The 16,016-nt window shown below is 74.1% G+C and carries 10 protein-coding genes, 8 pseudogenes and 1 riboswitch; of the genes and pseudogenes, 7 read left to right on the top strand and 11 right to left on the bottom strand.

Annotated features, from left to right (window positions below; all coding sequences use genetic code 11):
• The 3 genes and pseudogenes from UK82_RS10690 to UK82_RS41840 all read right to left on the bottom strand — a co-directional run.
• A partial coding sequence (locus tag UK82_RS10690; RefSeq protein ID WP_055407009.1) for a TCP-1/cpn60 chaperonin family protein occupies positions 1-246 on the bottom strand: 246 nt, incomplete at its 3' end.
• A 490-nt stretch (positions 247-736) separates the two neighbouring features.
• Positions 737-1,804, bottom strand: a pseudogene (thrC, locus tag UK82_RS10685) (threonine synthase); the annotation flags it as partial.
• Position 1,805: 1 nt separating this feature from the next.
• A pseudogene (locus UK82_RS41840) lies at positions 1,806-2,014 on the bottom strand (threonine synthase); the annotation flags it as partial.
• A gap of 8 nt (positions 2,015-2,022) precedes the next feature.
• Positions 2,023-2,138: riboswitch (SAM riboswitch) on the bottom strand.
• Positions 2,139-2,371: 233 nt separating this feature from the next.
• On the opposite strand from UK82_RS41840, the pseudogene UK82_RS10680 reads away from it, so the two are divergent.
• The 3 genes and pseudogenes from UK82_RS10680 to UK82_RS10675 all read left to right on the top strand — a co-directional run.
• Positions 2,372-2,997, top strand: a pseudogene (locus UK82_RS10680) (HAD family hydrolase); the annotation flags it as partial.
• 1 nt (position 2,998) lies between these two features.
• Positions 2,999-3,169, top strand: a pseudogene (locus UK82_RS37195) (HAD family phosphatase); the annotation flags it as partial.
• A 215-nt stretch (positions 3,170-3,384) separates the two neighbouring features.
• Positions 3,385-4,941: a trehalose-6-phosphate synthase gene (locus UK82_RS10675; protein WP_044884033.1), complete on the top strand. Its 1,557-nt coding sequence runs from the start codon at positions 3,385-3,387 to the stop codon at positions 4,939-4,941.
• Here the strand turns inward: UK82_RS10675 and otsB are convergent.
• From otsB to UK82_RS10660, 3 genes and pseudogenes are all read right to left on the bottom strand, one after another.
• Positions 4,919-5,737, bottom strand: a pseudogene (otsB, locus tag UK82_RS10670) (trehalose-phosphatase); the annotation flags it as partial. The gene UK82_RS10675 and the pseudogene otsB overlap by 23 nt on opposite strands.
• Positions 5,738-5,844: 107 nt before the next feature.
• Positions 5,845-6,492, bottom strand: coding sequence for a LytR C-terminal domain-containing protein (locus UK82_RS10665; protein WP_044883993.1), 648 nt, complete (start codon positions 6,490-6,492; stop codon positions 5,845-5,847).
• 8 nt (positions 6,493-6,500) lie between these two features.
• A complete protein-coding gene (locus tag UK82_RS10660) occupies positions 6,501-6,809 on the bottom strand; it encodes a DUF3263 domain-containing protein (RefSeq protein ID WP_044883992.1) in 309 nt (102 codons plus the stop codon).
• A gap of 205 nt (positions 6,810-7,014) precedes the next feature.
• Between UK82_RS10660 and UK82_RS10655 the strand changes: the two genes are divergently transcribed.
• Positions 7,015-7,449 carry an RNHCP domain-containing protein gene (locus UK82_RS10655; protein ID WP_044883991.1) on the top strand — a complete coding sequence of 145 codons (435 nt, stop codon included), beginning with the start codon at positions 7,015-7,017 and terminating at the stop codon, positions 7,447-7,449.
• 337 nt (positions 7,450-7,786) lie between these two features.
• Here UK82_RS10655 and UK82_RS37190 read toward each other — a convergent pair.
• Positions 7,787-7,884: pseudogene (locus tag UK82_RS37190) on the bottom strand (hypothetical protein); the annotation flags it as partial.
• 1 nt (position 7,885) lies between these two features.
• A partial coding sequence (locus UK82_RS10650) for a Glu/Leu/Phe/Val dehydrogenase (protein WP_236705764.1) occupies positions 7,886-9,043 on the bottom strand: 1,158 nt, incomplete at its 3' end.
• Positions 9,044-9,239: 196 nt separating this feature from the next.
• Here UK82_RS10650 and UK82_RS31245 point away from each other — a divergent pair.
• Complete coding sequence (locus tag UK82_RS31245) at positions 9,240-10,622, top strand: glycosyltransferase 87 family protein (protein ID WP_236705763.1); 1,383 nt, start codon at positions 9,240-9,242, stop codon at positions 10,620-10,622.
• Here UK82_RS31245 and mptB read toward each other — a convergent pair.
• Positions 10,537-12,135 (bottom strand): polyprenol phosphomannose-dependent alpha 1,6 mannosyltransferase MptB, encoded by a 1,599-nt coding sequence (gene mptB, locus UK82_RS10635; RefSeq protein ID WP_313949803.1) that lies wholly within the window; start codon positions 12,133-12,135, stop codon positions 10,537-10,539. The genes UK82_RS31245 and mptB overlap by 86 nt on opposite strands.
• Before the next feature lie 164 nt (positions 12,136-12,299).
• Here mptB and UK82_RS10625 point away from each other — a divergent pair.
• Together UK82_RS10625 and UK82_RS37185 are read left to right on the top strand one after the other, a co-directional pair.
• A pseudogene (locus tag UK82_RS10625) lies at positions 12,300-13,852 on the top strand (hypothetical protein); the annotation flags it as partial.
• Position 13,853: 1 nt separating this feature from the next.
• A pseudogene (locus UK82_RS37185) lies at positions 13,854-14,042 on the top strand (hypothetical protein); the annotation flags it as partial.
• Positions 14,043-14,142: 100 nt separating this feature from the next.
• Here the strand turns inward: UK82_RS37185 and UK82_RS37180 are convergent.
• Complete coding sequence (locus UK82_RS37180; protein WP_236705772.1) at positions 14,143-14,424, bottom strand: RyR domain-containing protein; 282 nt, start codon at positions 14,422-14,424, stop codon at positions 14,143-14,145.
• 472 nt (positions 14,425-14,896) lie between these two features.
• A partial coding sequence (locus UK82_RS37175; RefSeq protein WP_236705771.1) for an NAD-binding protein occupies positions 14,897-15,822 on the bottom strand: 926 nt, incomplete at its 3' end.
• Positions 15,823-16,016: the final 194 nt, after the last annotated feature.

Here is a 16,016-nt window from a genome sequence, read left to right as displayed (position 1 = left end):
GTCGTTGGTCTTCTTCGCGACTTCCTTGACGAGCTCCGCACCGATCTTCTCGTACGGATCCTCGAGCTCGATCTCCTTGGCGATGCTCACACCGTCGTTGGTGATCGTGGGAACGCCCCACTTCTTCTCCAGAACGACGTTGCGACCCTTCGGACCGAGCGTGACCTTGACCGCATCGGCCAGCTGGTTCATGCCGCGCTCCAGGCCGCGCCGAGCCTCCTCATCGAAGGCAATGATCTTCGGCATGGTTTCTGGGTCCTCCCAGTGGGATGGCAGGTTCGATGGCCTGGCCACAACGACGCCCGCGACGGACGGCTCCCGCCGGCTCCGACCTCGGTGCAACCACCGTGGACGCCGGGTGAACGGGCAGCCTCGCCGTTTCAGCCTTGGCACTCCCTAGGTGAGAGTGCCAAGTCCTGTTTAGCACTCGGCATGGGAGAGTGCAAGCTCGCCGTCGCTTCGCCGCGTTGCGCACCGCAGCTTCCACGGCCCGTTCCGCGACCGGGTGCGGCGTGGCGACATCCCCGGTCAGCCTCGTGTGCGGGCGGCGAGCCTGCCGGCTGCCGGCTCGGTGTCCGCTAGCCGACAGGTCGCGGCGCTGGTGGCCGCCAGGCCCGCCAGGGCCGGCGACTTCCTTGCCCTTCTGGAGGGTTTCGTGCCTGATTCGTCCCTCTGGAAGGGCAAGGAACCGTGCCGCAGGGACCCAGACCGCGGGTCCGGGAGGAGGCGGGGGTGATCAGTCGTCGCCGAGGCCGGCGGCCTCGAAGGCGCGCAGCGACGGCTTGATAGTGGCCGTCGGTCCGCCGGTCTCGACCAACGGGTCGAGGGTCTTCAGTCCATCGCCGGTGTTGTAGATGACGGTCTCGGCGGCTGGGTCGAGCAGGCCCTCGCGCAGCAGGCGGCGCAGGTTCGCGACCGTGACGCCGCCGGCGGTCTCGCCGAAGATGCCCTCGGTGCGGGCCAGCAGCCGCATACCCTCGAGGATCTCGTCGTCACTGACGTCCGTGATCGCACCGCCGGTGCGGCGGGCGACGTCGAGGGCGTACGGGCCGTCGGCCGGGTTGCCGATGGACAGCGACTTGGCGATCGTCGACGGTCGCACCGGGGCGACCGTGTCGACCCCGCGGGCGAACGCGGCGGCCACCGGGTTGCAGCCGGCTGCCTGCGCGCCGAAGACCCGGTACGGCGTCGGCTCCACCAGGCCCAGCTTGCCGAGCTCGCCGAAGGCCTTGTCGACCTTGGTCAGCAGCGAGCCGGACGCGATCGGCACGACGACCTGCTCGGGCAGCCGCCAGCCGAGCTGCTCGGCGACCTCGTAACCCAGCGTCTTGGAGCCCTCGGCGTAGAAGGGGCGGACGTTGACGTTGACGAACGCCCACTCGTACTCGCCGGCCAGCTCGCTGCACAGCCGGTTGACGTCGTCGTAGTTGCCCTGGATCGCGACGAGGGTCCCGCCGTACACGCCGGTGGAGACGGTCTTGCCGGCCTCCAGGTCGTGCGGCACCAGCACCACCGAGCGCAGGCCGGCCCCGGCGGCGTGCGCGGCCACGGACTGGGCGAGGTTGCCGGTCGAGGCGCAGGCCACCGTGGTGAATCCGAGCTCGCGGGCGGCGCTGAGGGCCACCGAGACGACGCGGTCCTTGAACGAATGCGTCGGGTTGGCGCTGTCGTCCTTGACGTAGAGCGTCTTCATCCCCAGCTCGGCGGCCAGGCGCGGGGCCGGGCGCAGCGGCGTCCAGCCGGCGCCGAGCGACACCCGGCGCGCCGGGTCATGCCCCGCGGGCAGCAGGCCGACGTAGCGCCANAGGTTGGCCGGCCCGCGCTCGATGGACTCCCGGGTGACCCGGCCGAGCAGGTCGGGGTCGTAGGAGATCTCCAGCGGGGCGAAGCACTCCACGCACACGTGGGTCGGGGAGAGCGGGTAGGTGGCGCCGCAGTGGCGACAGGACAGTCCGACCGCGGGGTTCGCGACGTCGAGGGCGGTGGTGTCGGCACGCTCGGGCGCGAGAGTCATGAAGAAGCTCCTCATCTTTCCCGGGGCAACCTGCCACGGGTCGGAATTAGCACCTGCCACGCATCGGATGCGGGTGGTTGCCGGGGCTTCACTGGGCCGTTCCCTCTGCCCCTCTGGATGAGCCAGATGAAGTTGTCTGTCCGTACTGTAGACCGTGTGCCGGAGATCGTGCACCAGTGTTTCGTGGTTCACGGCCATGAGATCGTGTTTCGCCGGGTGCAGCCCGCCCCGGCCCCCAGAATGTTCACCGGCGCCGGGCACGCCGGGCCCGCGTCCGGTGACCGCCGCTCGCGCCCGGTGCCTGGGCAGCCGGTGCCGGCGGGCCGACCCATCTCGCAGACCAGGGAGTCCGTGACAGTGAGTATTCGCGTCGTCTACACCGATCTCGACGGCACGATGGTCGGCCCGAAGGGCTGCTTCTTCCGCGCCGAGGGCGGGACGATCACCCTGGACCCGGCGCAGGCGCTCGCCGAGCTGCACTCGGCCGGCGTCGCGCTGGTGCTGGTCAGCGGCCGCACCCGGCCGCAGCTCGTCGAGGCGGCACAGATCTTCGGCGCGGACGGCTTCATCGGGGAGCTCGGCGCCATCGTCGGCTGGAACGACGGGCGGGACAGCGAGATCCTGCGCGGTGCCATGCCGCCGGACTTCGACCAGGTCCCCGAGTCGCTGCTCGACCGGCTGATCGAGCGCTACCCGGGCCGCCTGGAGCTGCACACCCCCTGGCACGCCGGCCGCGAGGTCGACGTGATGCTCCGCGGCCGCATCGACGTGCCCGAGGTCGACGGCTGGCTCGCCGAGACCGGTTTCGCCTGGCTGAGCATGCGTGACAACGGTCTGATCTCGCCGGCCCACATGCCTGGGCTGGGCGTGGCGCCGCACGTCTACCACCTCGTCCCCGACGGGGTGGGTAAGGGCGACGCGGTGGCCTACGACCTCAAGCGGCGCGGCGTGTCCCCGGCCGAGGCGATCGCGATCGGCGATTCNGCCAGCGACCTGGCGATGGCCCCGCATGTCGGGCGCATGCACCTGGTCGCCAACGCGCTGCGCCACCCCGACATCACCGCCCTGCTCGAGCGGTACGACAACGTCACCGTCGAGGCGGGCACGGTCGGCGCGGGATGGGCGAGCGCGGTGCGGACGGCCGTCGCCGTCTGACCTGCCCGCCGTCTGACCTGCCCGCCGTCTGACCCGCCCGCCGGCAGCCGGTTCGCGGCTGGTTCGCCTGGTGTTGGCGGACCGGACGGCGGCCGGACACCGGACGGACGATGTCCGGCCATATCCGGCGGAACCCGCGCCGGATGGCCGCGGTGTGGCCGGCGGTCGGGCCTGGACGACCGTCCGAATGGCCTACCCTCCGCAGTGTGCAGCGGATGCGGGAAGCCGAGCAGGGCACGTCGGGGGGTCCTTCGCCGCTGGGGACGGCCCGGGTGCTGGTCGCCTCCAACCGGGGGCCGGTGGCCTTCGTCACCGGTGACAGCGGGGAGCTGGTGCTGCGCCGGGGGGCGGGCGGGCTGGTCAGCGGTCTGGGCCAGGCGGCGGTCGACGCCCCGCCCGAGGCCCTGCCGATGGTCTGGGTGTGCGCCGCGCTCGGCGATGCCGACCGGCGCGCGGTCCGCGCCGCACCGGCCGGCCGGCTCGACCTCGCCGGCCACGACACCGGCGGTACGGCCGTGCGGATGCTCGACGTCGACCGGGTCGTGTTCGACCGGGCCTACAACGCGGTCGCGAACCGCATCCTGTGGTTCATCCAGCACCTGCTCTACGCCCCGGCCTCGCAGCCGGTGTTCGGCCCGTCGTTCCGCCGCGACTGGGCGGCCTACGAGGCGTACAACGCGATGTTCGCCGAGGCGCTGGCGCACGAGGCCGCCCCGGGCGCCTCGGTGCTCATCCAGGACTACCACCTGACCCTCGTCCCCGGGCAGCTCCGCCGGCTGCGCCCGGACCTGCGCATCGGTCACTTCAGCCACACCCCGTGGGCGCCGCCGGAGTACTTCCGGATGCTGCCCGATGACGTCGGCGAGCAGATCCTGCGCGGCATGCTCGGCGCCGACCGGCTGGGGTTTCTCACCGACGCGTGGGCCGACGCCTTCACCGAGTGCGTCCGCGGTCTGCCCGGCGTGCGGGTCGAGCGGCGCTCGATCACGGTGGCGCCGCCCGCCGGGGCGACGGAGGCCGGACACACAGTGCGCATCGGGGTACACCCGCTCGGCGTCGACGCCGACGAGCTGCGCGACCGGGCCGACGCGTCCGACGTCGCCGCCCGGGCGGCGGAGCTCGTCGAGCTGGCCGAGGGCCGGCGCCTGATCGTCCGGGTGGACCGCACCGAGCTGTCCAAGAACATCGTGCGCGGCCTCGCCGCCTACCGCGAGCTGCTGCGGACCCGCCCGGAGTGGCGCGGCAAGGTGATGCACCTCGTCTGCGCCTACCCCTCGCGGCACGACCTGCCGGAGTACCGCGAGTACACGGCCGCGGTGCAGCGGCTCGCCGCGGAGATCGAGGACGAGTTCGCCACGGACACCTGGCTGCCGCTGCGGTTGGAGATCACCGACGACTATCCGCGGTCGATCGCCGCGCTCTCGCTCGCCGAGGTGCTCGTCGTCAACCCGATCCGGGACGGGATGAACCTCGTCGCGAAGGAGGGGCCGGTCGTGTCGCGGCGCGACGCCGTGCTGGTGTTGTCCCGGGAGGCGGGGGCCTGCGCGGAGATGGGGCGGGCGGCGCTGGTGATCAATCCGTTCGACATCCAGGCGACGGCGCAGGCCCTGCATGCGGCGCTGACGATGCCCGCGGCCGACCGCCGGCGCCGCGCCGGCGAGCTCGCCGCCGTGGCGGGCCGGCTGCCACCGCGGGTCTGGTTCACCGACCAGCTCGACGCCCTCGCCGCGGATCGCCCCGACGCGCCGGTCAGCCGCCGAGACGCTCGATGAGCACCTCCAGCAGCGCGACCATCCCGGCGGGACCGCCGACGACCAGGTCGGCGCGCTCCCGCAACACGGCGGGGACCTCGGGGCTGTCGCTGCAGACCGTGATGCCGGGCAGGCCGCCCGCCCGCATCTCGTCGACGGCGGAGAAGGCGGGCAGGTCGCCGTAGTCGTCCCCGGCGACGAGCACCGAGCGCGCCCCGCGGGCGGCGACGAGCTCGCGCAGCGCGCCCCCCTTGTCGTGACCGGGCGGGCGCAGCTCCAGCACCTTCTTGCCGGGGGCGGCCTCCAGCCCGTGCTCCTCGGCGAGGGTCGTCAGCGCCGGGGCGAGGGCGGCCAGCGCCGCGTCCGGGTCGGCGGTGCGGCGCACGTGCACGACGAGCGCCTGGTGCTTGTCCTCGACCACCGTGCCGGCGGGGGCGTCGCGCAGCAGCTCGGGCAGTGCGGCGCGGACGGCGCCCACGCCCGGCAGCGGCTCCGGGCTGGTGATCGCGCGCGACCGCGAGTCCCACCGCTGCAGTCCGTACTGGCCCAGGATGACCAGCTCGCCGAGGTCGGGGAGCTTCTCCACCCCGGTCAGCTCCAGCAGCGCGTCGACCGGCCGCCCGGTGATGATCGACAGCGTGCCCACCGCACGGGAGATCCGGCGCAGCGCCTCGATCGCCCCGGGGGCGGGGACGGCGTCGGCCGGGCGGGCGACGATCGGGGCGAGCGTGCCGTCGTAGTCGAGGGCGATCAGCGCGCGGTCGGGAGCGGTGAGCAGGGCGGCGAGCCCCGCACCCCCGGCGGGGGTGCGGGGCGCNGGCGCGCGGTGCTGGGCGGAATCGCTCACGGAGCCTTCCCGGGGTCGATGGTCGAGGACCGGCGGACATGCCCACCGGGGGATGTCCCAGACGGGACGATCACTGATCATTTTTCCGGGTCGGCGGGGAAGTCGCGAGTGATGACGAGGATCAGGGTGTTGGTGGAGACGATCCTCGTCTGCGAGCGGGGGACGATCTTCTCGATGCCCGGAACGGCGTCCTTGAGCGCCTGGGCGGCCGCGGCGTCGTCGTCGTCATAGAACACCGTCGAGACCGGCACGTTGTAGACCGACTGGAAGTTACCGGTCCGCTCGACGGGGAACCCGGCGGCCTCGACCCGCCCGGCCGCGACCTCCGCCAGGCCGGAGATCCGGGAGTTGTTCAGCACGACCACCGGCGCCGTCACGGTGGGCCGCTGGCTGTGCGGTGCCGGCGGCGGCGCGGGTGTCGAGGATGGTGGCCGCTCGGCGGGCGGCGTCGTCGCGGCCGGGCTCGGGCGACGGGTCGGCGAGGCCGCGGGCGTCGTGCGGTGCACCGCGGGGGACGGGCTCGGGCTGCCGCCGTCCGGGGTGTGGATGGGCGCCGCGACCGGCTTCGGCCGCTCGGGGTCGGACGTGCCGTTGAACAGGTTGACCAGCAGGATGCCCGCGAGCACGGCGAGGACAGCGACGGCCCCCGCCGCCACGGCGTGCAGCCGGTCCGCGCGCCGGCCCGGGGGGCGGCGTCGCGGCGGCGCGCTCGTGCCATGCGTCATGAGCGGCTTTACTCCTCGCTCCGGTCCCGGCGGCCGGACCTGGCGGCCCGGCGCTGCTCGCGCAGCCGGCGTAGCCGCCGGACGAGCATCGGATCGGTGATCAGTGCCGCGTCCGAGTCGATCAGTCGATTGAGGATCTGGTAGTAGCGCGTCGAGGACAGGCCGAACTCGGCACGGATCGCCTCCTCCTTTGCCCCCGGATGACGCCACCAGCCCTGCTCGAAGCGAAGGATGCGCCGGTCACGGTCGGACAGCTCCGCGGCCGGTGTGCTCGCCCGCCCGGGTTCCTCGGGCGGCAGGGGTTGAGCTGCCTGCACAGCGGGACCTCCTCGGGACGCAGCCGGGACGACGAGCGCGGTCGGACGCGGCCACGCCACGCCCGGTATGGTTCGCCCACTATTTCATCCTGTGGGTCCNACATCTCCGGTCGTCTCCGGGAACACACATGCCGGGCAGCCGTCGCGACGGCGGGCCACGGCACAACAAAGCCTGCGTCGGTGCGGCGGGCTCTACGCTGGACCGGTGAGCCGGCGATTCACCCGCACCACGGAGGACTTCGACTGCCTCGTCTGCGGGACCGCCGTGCGCGGCGACGGGTACACCAACCACTGCCCGGCCTGCCTGTGCTCGCGCCACGTCGACGTGCATCCCGGCGACCGTGCGGCCGCCTGCGGTGGGGTGATGCGCCCGGTGGCCGTCGAGGCCCGGACGCACGACGTGATCCTCACCCACGCCTGCGAGCGCTGCGGTCACCGCCGCCGCAACCGCACCGCGCCGGCCGACGACCGCGACGCCCTGCTCGCCGTCGCCGCCGCGGCGGCGACGGCGGCGGTGTTCCCCGCCGAAGGGGCCTTCCCGGCGGCGGGCCCTCCGGCGGGGGGGTCCCCGATCGGACCGGGCTCGGCCGGTCCCCGGCCCCGGCCCCGGCGTCGCGCCCGAGCCGGGCGGGGCCGCTGAGCGCCGGCGGCCAGGTTCGACGCGGCCAGGTTCGACGCGGCCGGGTTCGACGCGGCCGGGTTCGACGCGGCCGGGTTCGACGCGGCCAGGTCGGGCAGCCGCACGAGTTGCCGAGAGCTCGCACGATCGGTGGCCTTGACCGTGGTCACCCCCGGCAACTCGGCGACCGGCACCGGCCGGTGGCAGTCCCAGGCATCCCGGGATGCCGCCCGGCGCGGCCCGTTCCGGGGCCGGCGCGTCACCTCGCGCCGGCGGATGTCCCGTCGGTCGGGACTGCGTCCCCGTGGGGGAGAGGACGGCTGGTCCAGGCGGGAACCGCGGATCGGCCGCGGGTCGCTCAGGGGTAGAGGCCGCGCGTCTGGTGGGCCTCGGCGACCCGGCTCACCCCGATGATGTGCGCCGCCTGGCGCATGCTGACGCCCTGCGTGGTGGCGANCATCGCCACCTCGCTGTAGGCCCGCTCCATCAGCGTCCGCAGCCGGTCGTTGACCTCGTCCTCGGACCAGAAGTAGGCCTGCATGTCCTGCACCCACTCGAAGTACGAGACCGCGACGCCGCCGCCGTTGGCGAGGATGTCCGGCACGACCATCACGCCCCGGTCCTCCAGGATCCGGTCGGCGTCCGCCGTCACCGGGCCGTTGGCCCCCTCGACGATGATCCTCGCCTTGATCCGGTCGGCGTTCTCGATGGTGATGACGCCTTCGAGGGCCGCGGGGACCAGTACGTCCACGTCGAGTTCGAGCAGGTCGTCGTTGGTGAGCGTGTCCGTGCCGGGGAAACCGACGACGGTCTCCGCCCCCTCGGCGAGGTGGCGGATCAGCGCCGTCGGGTTGAGGCCCTGCGGGTTGTACACGCCGCCCTTGACGTCCGAGACGGCGACGACCTTGCAGCCGGCGTCGTGCAGGTACTGGGCGGCGAGCGCCCCGACCTTGCCGAAGCCCTGGATGGCGACGGTCGTGGAGTGCGGGTCCCGCCCGGTCTGGCGCAGCGCGGCGAACAGCGCGAGCTGGACGCCGCGGCTGGTCGCCCCGGCCCGTCCGGCGGAGCCGCCGATCGACAGCGGCTTGCCGGTCACGACGCCGGTCGCGGTGTGGCCGGTGTGGGCGGAGTAGGTGTCCATGATCCAGGCCATGGTCTGCTCGTCGGTGCCGACGTCGGGGGCCGGAATGTCCTTCTCCGGCCCGATCAGGGGGACGAGTTCGGCGGCGTAGCGCCGGGTCATGCGCTCGCGCTCCTGGCGCGACAGCAGCCCCGGCTCCACGGCGATGCCGCCCTTCGCCCCGCCGTAGGGGATCCCCATCAGCGCGCACTTCCAGGTCATCCACATCGCCAGCGCCTTGACCTCGTCGAGGTCGCAGCTGGGGTGGAAGCGGATGCCGCCCTTGCCGGGGCCGCGGGCGAGGTTGTGCTGGACGCGGTAGCCGGTCAGCACCATCAGCGATCCGTCGTCACGCAGCAGTGGCACGCTGACGGTGATCGCCCGGCGGGGCGTGCGGAGCAGTTCGTGCAGTCCGTCGTCGAGGCCCAGATGACGGGCCGCGTTCCCCAGTTGAACGCAGGCCGTGTCCCATGCTGAGCCGGATCCGAGGATCACAGGCACCTCCGCGGCGCGTTTCGAGCCACCCTCCGCCGCCGAACGCGCCGCCGGGTTCGTCGGCCACGGCGCGCTCCGTTGCGCACCGTGGCAGTGACTCGATATGGCGCAAACAATAGGTGACAGCAGAGCCCTCCCGCCCGGCGCATCGAGGGCGCGCCTCGGGCCGCCCGAACGGGCGGGTACGGTCGCGGACGTGCGCGCGGATCAGTCGGCCCTGTCCGGCGGGCCGGCCGGCCTGCCGGCCCCGGAGCCGACCGCCGCCGCCGGTGCGGCGGCCACATCCCGGACCGGTCCGGGTGCCCCCCTACCGGCCGCTCGCCGGTTGTGGGGTGGCTGGCTGCTCACTCGCGCGCTGCTCGTCGCCGGCGTCCTGACCGGCCAGACGTTCGGTGCTCAGCAGACCGTCCTCGGTGATCTTCGGATCTACGCCGGCTGGGCGCACGATCTCGGCCACGGCGGCGGGCTGCCCGTCGGCGATGACCGCTGGCAGTACCCGCCGGGGGCGGCGGTCGCGCTGGTCCTACCGGAGCTCGCTCACACCCTTTCGGCGGTGCCCTATCGGGTGGCGTTCGTCGTGCTGACGCTCCTCGCCGACCTCGCCGTGACCGTCGCGCTGGCGCGGCGCGACCGTGGCGCGGCGCTGTTCTGGGTGGTCGGGATCACCGCGCTCGGCCCCGTGGCGCTGGCCCGGTTCGACCTGCTGCCGGCCGCGGCGGCCCTCGCCGCGGTGCTCGCCGTGTCGCGGGCCCGGTTCGGCCGCGCCGGCTTCCACCTCGGCGTGGGGACGCTGCTCAAGGTGTGGCCGCTGCTGCTGCTGGTCGCGATGCCGGCGCCGGCAGGCTCCCCCGGCCGGTGGCCGGCCTGGCTGCGGGCGGGGGCGGCTCGCCTGGTCGGCGGGGTGGCGGGCGCGGTGGGGCTGCTGGCCGTCGTCGCAGCGCTGACCGGCTGGTGGCGCGACGTCCTCGGCTTCCTCGGCGCGCAGCAGGCCCGCGGGCTGCAGGTCGAGGCGGTGGCCGCGACGCCGTTCGTCGTCGCCCACATGCTCGGCGGCCCGGCGCCCGAATACTCCTACGGCTCCCTGCAGTTCGACGGTCCGGTGGCACGCGCCGTCGCCACCGCGTGCAGCCTGGTCGAGGCCGTCGCCATCATCGCGGCGGCGGTGTGGTGGTGGACGCGGGGTCGGTCGCCGGCGGAGACCGGGACCGCCCGGACGGTGGCCGCGACGCTCGCCGGGCGGGCCCTCGCGCTCGTCGTCGTGGTCGTCGTGACCGCCCGGGTGCTCAGCCCGCAGTACCTCGTGTGGATCCTCGCGCTGGTTGCCGCGGGACTCGCCGTCGGCTCCCCGGCGGTGAGCGTCCGTGGGCGACTGCCGGTGGCGCTGCTGGCCTGCGTCGCGTTGACCCAGCTCATCTACCCGTGGCGGTACAACGACGTCATCCAGGGCCGGATCGTGCTGAGCCTGCTGCTGGTCGGGCGCAACCTCGGTCTGCTCATGGTGTGCTGGTGGGCGGTGCGGGCCGCCGCCGGGCCGCCACCAGTGCGGCTGCGGCCACGACGGCGAGCGCGGCGACCGTGACCAGGGCGGCGACCCCGGCGGGACCGAGTAGCCGCCAGGTGGCCGCGAGCGGCGAGAGGGTCGCGAGGCACAGCCAGGTGGAGGTCACGACCAGCGCGGCGACCGTGCGTCCCGCGGCCGTGCCCGGCACCCGCCCCGCCCGTCGCCCGCCCGGGGCGCCGCCGGCCGCCAGGATGGCCAGCGGCGTCAGGCACAGCGCCAGGTACCAGGGGTAGACCACCGGATTGCCGAGCGCCACGGCCAGGCCGCCGAAGCCGACGACGACCAGGTCCGGCCGGCTGCCGGCGAACGCCCGGAACGCCCGGTCGCCGCCCGCCGGCGGTGCCTCGGGGGAGCGGCGCCAGGCGCGCAGGGCGAGTGCGAGGACGACGCCCGCCGCGGCCGCCAGGCACAGCGCCCGGGTCACCCGCTGCGTCGCGCCGTCCGCGGTATGCACGCCGACCAGCGCGAGCGCACCGTCCGCCGCCGCCGCGAGGACCGCGGCGGGAGCGATTCCGGTGGTCAGGGTGCCCGAGGTCGACAGCGCGTGGATCCAGGTCGGGCCGAAGCCGGCGGCGGCGATGCTCAGGCCCGAGGCGACGGCGACGGCGACGGCGTCGGCGGCGAGACGCATGGCCCCCGCCCGCACCGGTCGCGGCGCCCGCCGCGCGGCCAGCAGGTGGGCCAGCACCAGCCAGCCGACGCAGAGCAGGGCGGTCGCCTTGACATTGCCCGCGAGGCACGCCAGTCCCGTCGCGGCGGCGCCCGGCAGGATCCCGCGCACCGCCTGGCGGGGGGCGCGGTCCAGCACGAGGGCGGCGACGACGAGCGCGGCGGCGATCGCGTCGAGGTGCGCGCCGCCCACGAGGTGGATGACGACCACGGGATTCGCCGCGACCAGGACCGCGACCGCGCGGCGCCGGGACGGCTCTGACCCGGCGAGGCGCAGCGACAGGCCGATCAGGGCGATCGTGGCGAGCACGGCGATCACCCGGAGGACCGCGATGGTCCCCGCCGGGCCGCCGCCGATCGCCGCCGCGGCCTTCTCGACCGCGACCGCGGCACCGCCGTAGGGGGAGTGGGTGTGCCACCACCGTGGGTCGACGGCCTGGACGAACGCCCGGCCCGAACCGTCCGGCGCGCCGGACGTCAGCAGGGTGGCCACCCCGTGGGTCGCCGGGTCCAGGCCGAGCCTGGCCAGCTCGCCCTGGGCGGCATAGGCGTACACGTCCCGACTGAACAGCGGCGGCCCGACGGCGAACGGCAGGCTCCAGGCGGCGGCCGCCGCGAGCCCGGCGCGGGTGGACACCCGCCCGGCGGCCATCGCGCATACCAGGAGGACCCAGCACAGGCATAGCGTGATGACGCTGAGCGCGGACAGTCCGGCCAGAACGCCCCTTGCCGTCTCCGTCGGCGGGGTCGATGGGAGAATTCCCCACCAGGATGAGGGGTCGGCGACGTTCGGATCGCGTGGGCCGAGCCGCCCCTCGGCCAGCATGGCCACGACTGCGGCGCCGGCTCCGCCGAGGATCAACCAGATGACGCTGGTCGGGCGCCTGACGGCGGATGGTCCGCGGCCGCCGCGCGCCGCCGCGGCGGTGGTAGCCGCGGCCGGCCGTTCGCCGACCGGCGGGCCGTCGGGAGATGATCGGTGGGATGCGGCGGACGGACCGTCGTCGGTGCCTTGGGAGGTCGCGGGTGACAGCGCTCGCGGCGCCCGGTTCCCCGATCGACGCCACGCGCGGTAGCCGGCCGACGACCGTGGCCGTGGCGGTGCCGGCGGGCGAGACCGAGTCTCGCGTGGCTCCACTGCCCCAGACCCCCTTCATCGCCCTCGAGCCGCCGCGGCACCACGGGCCGGTCGTGCGGGGCCTGCTCGTCCTCGTCGCGGCCGTGCGCCGGTGGCCCTGGACGCTGACCGCGGCCCTGTGCCTGCTGTGCGTCGGGCTCGGCGTGACCGGCCCCGACACCCCCGCCCAGGAATACCGGGTGTGGCTGTTCCGCCACGGCGGGGCGGTCCTCTGGGACGATCAATGGTACGGCGGCCACACCATACCCGGGTACAGTGTGCTGTTCCCGCCGCTGGGGGCGTTGCTCGGGGTGCAGCTCCTGGGCGCGATCTCCTGCGTCGCCTCCACCGTGATCGTGACCCGGCTGCTGCGTGGGCCGGGCCGGCGGTCGGGGCAGGACCTCGTCCTCGTGTGGTTCGCCGTGGCGACGGTGTCGAACCTTGTCGTCGGGCGGATGCCGTTCGCCCTCGGCATGGCGTTCGGCGCGCTGGCGCTGCTCGGGGCCCGCGAGCGCCGGACGAAGCTGACCTGGGCCGGCGCCGTGCTGTCGTCGCTGGCCTCGCCCCTGGCTGCCGGGTTCGTGCTGCTCGTCGGCGCCGCGTTGCTGCTGACCATCGGCTGGCGGCGCGTGCTGCCGTTCGCCGGCGCCGGGGCCGGCATCGTCGTCGCGCTCGCCTTCCCCGAGGACGGCTACCAACCGTTCCCGGCGCTGACCTTCCTGTCGCTGCTGGCGCTCATCGCGGTGGGACTGCTGGTAGTCCCGAAGGGTGCCCGGGCAATCCGCCACGGCCTGCTGCTGTGGGCGGCCGCGGCGGCGGTGTTCTTCTTCATCCCGTCCCAGGTCGGGGGGAACATCACCCGGCCGGCGACGCTGCTGGCCGGCCCCGCGGCGGCGCTGCTGCTCGCCGACCGCCGCCGGGTGCTCGCGATCGTGGCGATCCCCCTGATCGGCTGGCAGATCGGTCCGATCCACGGCGCGCTGCTCACCCAGGGCGATCCGTCCTCGTCCGCCGGGTACTACACCGAGCTGCTCGACTACCTCGACCGCGGCGCGCCGGTGCCGGCCGGCCGGGTCGAGGTTCCCTTCACCCGGGCCCACTGGGAGGCGCGTTTCGTGGCGCCCAGCGTGCCGATGGCCCGGGGCTGGCTGCGCCAGCTCGACAGCAAGTACAACGCGTTGTTCTACGACGGCAGCCTCAACGCCGAGACCTACCACGAGTGGCTGATCGCCCGGGGCATCCGCTACGTCGCCCTGCCCGACGTGGAGCTCGACCCGTCCGCCGTTGCGGAGGCGAAACTGCTGCGGGCGGGCCTGCCCTACCTCGAGCTCGCCTGGCACAACCCACACTGGAAGGTCTGGCTCGTCACCGACTCCGCCGGACTGGTGCAGGGGCCGGCGAGCCTCACCGAGCTCGGGGTGAGCTCGGTGGGGGTGGACTTCCGCACGCCCGGGGTCGCTACNGTGCTCGTCCACTACACGCCCTACTGGCGGCTGTCGGAGGGCCGGGCGTGCGTGTTCCGCGCCGCCGGCGGCTGGACGGGCATCCTCACCGAGGCGTCCGGGCCGGTGCGCCTGTCCGCCCGGCTCTCGGTCGACGGCCTGACCCGGGCCAGCGCCCTGGACTGCCCGGTGGATCAGCGCATCTCCTGACGACGGACCCGCCTGGGGCAGCCCGGAACATCCCGGGGCAGCCTTGGACCAGCCTCGGGATCAGTCGAGATCAGTCGAGATCAGCCGGGATCAGTCGAGATCAGTCGGGATCGTCGAGGCGGACGATGCGCAGCCCCACATGGGCGAGGATCGCTGGCAGGCTGCGGATGACTTCGCGGTCGCGTTCCCGGTCGGTGTCGGACAACGCCAACCAGTCGACCAACGCGGGGTGGCGGCGGTCGGGACCGTCCTGTTGGGTCGGTCCCAGGGTGTAGCCCTTGGCCTCCCGCTCCCGGCGCCACCGTTCGTGTTCCTGCTGGGCGAACTCCTCGATCTCGTCCGGAGTGAACGCGAAGTCGGTGTCGGCCACCCCGGCCGGCATCAGCATCAGCGTCTGCGCCGACTGCAGGATCTCTCCGAACTGGGCGGCCTGCGCCCGGTTGGAGTCCTGCAGGTTGGCCGGGAGCTCCTCCCACGTCACCATCGCCGGCCTGGATCTCATCGGGGTGCCCCGGTGGCGTTCCGACGCCAGGTAGCGCTCGTGGCTCGCCCGAGCGAAGCGCTCGATCAGGTCGGTGTCGCCGAGGTCGAGCGGGAGCGCCTCGTCGTTGACGGCGAAGAAGCGCACCCGGCCGAGCAGGTCCTCCAGCAACGGGCCCGGCCGCGGCGTCGACGGGCGAGGGTACTGCGGTCGGCCGAAGACGTCCTGCAGGCTGCGCTGCCGGCCGGTGCACACGATGACCGTGGTCCGCGCGAACCCGAACCGGCCGTTGAGCACCTGCGCCGTGTCCAGTCCGTACAGCAGCGCCCGTTCCTCGTCGCTCTGACAGACNTAGACGAACTCGGGAGGAGGNGCGTCCGTCACGGCCGGCGGCAGCTCGCCGTGCGGGGTGTCGTGACCGGTGAGCTCGACCTGGGCGAGCGCGGGTTCCCGGATGCGTAACGCGGCGAGTATCTCATCAGCCGCCGGATCGGCCACGGCGATGGGCAGCAGTGGACCGGCCGCCCCGACCAGGACCGACCAGCGGCGGGCCAGCTCCAGCACCAGGGCGCGGCCGAGGCCGGAAAGCCCGAGAACGACCAGGGGCGCCGGTTCGACGGGCGGTTCCTCAGCGTGATCCGGGGCGGCCCAGCTCGGCGGGTAGCGGTTGAGCAGGGCGCGCGCGCCGAGCACCTCGACGGCGAAGAAGTCCAGCCGGAAGCCGCTGTGGTCGTTGAACCCGATCCGGCGGGCCCGTAGGTGCGGGATGAGGGAGAGGTCGCCCACCTGGGCCACGCAGCGCAGCGGCTGGTCCGCCCGGTCGGCGGCCAGCAGCCGGGTGGCCAGGGCAATGGCCAGGTTCGACGAGGTGTCCGGCAGGCAGCCGTAGACCACGTCCGCGCGGGCGACTCCGGCCTTCGCCAGCACCAGCGGCTCCATCGGGTCGCCGACGACCCGCAGCAGGCCGGGCGGGAGTTCGGCGTCCGGATACTCCCGCTCCGCGTCCTCGGCGACCAGCACCACCCGTTTGGACCGGGAGAGCTTGTCGACGAGCGCCGACGCCGTGGGGCCGGTGCCGCACACGATGACGTGGTGGCGGGCATGGCGGGCCCGGAACCGTTCGAAGCGTTGGGCGAAGATCGTGCTCACCCCGTCGGCGACTCCGACGGCCGTGGCCAGCGGGGCGAGGAACCGCGCGATCTCCAGCGCCACCGGGTACCGCCCGCCGTCCTGGAAGACCGTCCCGTCGGCCAGGAAGAGCGTCGCGGTGAAGAACACGATGTTGGGCCAGTTGAACATCGCCGGCTCGTGGCGGAACTGCCGGTACATCCCGAGCAGACCGAGGCTGAAGGCGATCACCCCGAGGACGGCGAACGTCCCCAGCAGATGGCGGCGCAACCAGCGGGCCAACCGCCCGGCGACGAGCAGCGGCCGGTTCGCCCAGCGTTCCAGCCGATGGCCGGGGCCGGGGCGCCCGCCCCGGCCGCCGGGTG

Source organism: Frankia sp. ACN1ag (assembly GCF_001414035.1).
GTDB classification, from domain to species: Bacteria; Actinomycetota; Actinomycetes; order Frankiales; family Frankiaceae; genus Frankia; species Frankia torreyi.
The sequence above is the reverse complement of the archived record's forward strand: the minus strand, read 5'-3'. Positions and strand labels throughout refer to the sequence as shown.

Coding starts and splice junctions, on each gene's coding strand:
- UK82_RS10675 (WP_044884033.1), top strand. CDS start 3,385: ATGCGGGAAGCCGAGCAGGGCACGTCGGGGGGTCCTTCGCCGCTGGGG.
- UK82_RS10665 (WP_044883993.1), bottom strand. CDS start 6,492: ATGACGCATGGCACGAGCGCGCCGCCGCGACGCCGCCCCCCGGGCCGG.
- UK82_RS37180 (WP_236705772.1), bottom strand. CDS start 14,424: ATGCCGGCCGGGGTGGCCGACACCGACTTCGCGTTCACTCCGGACGAG.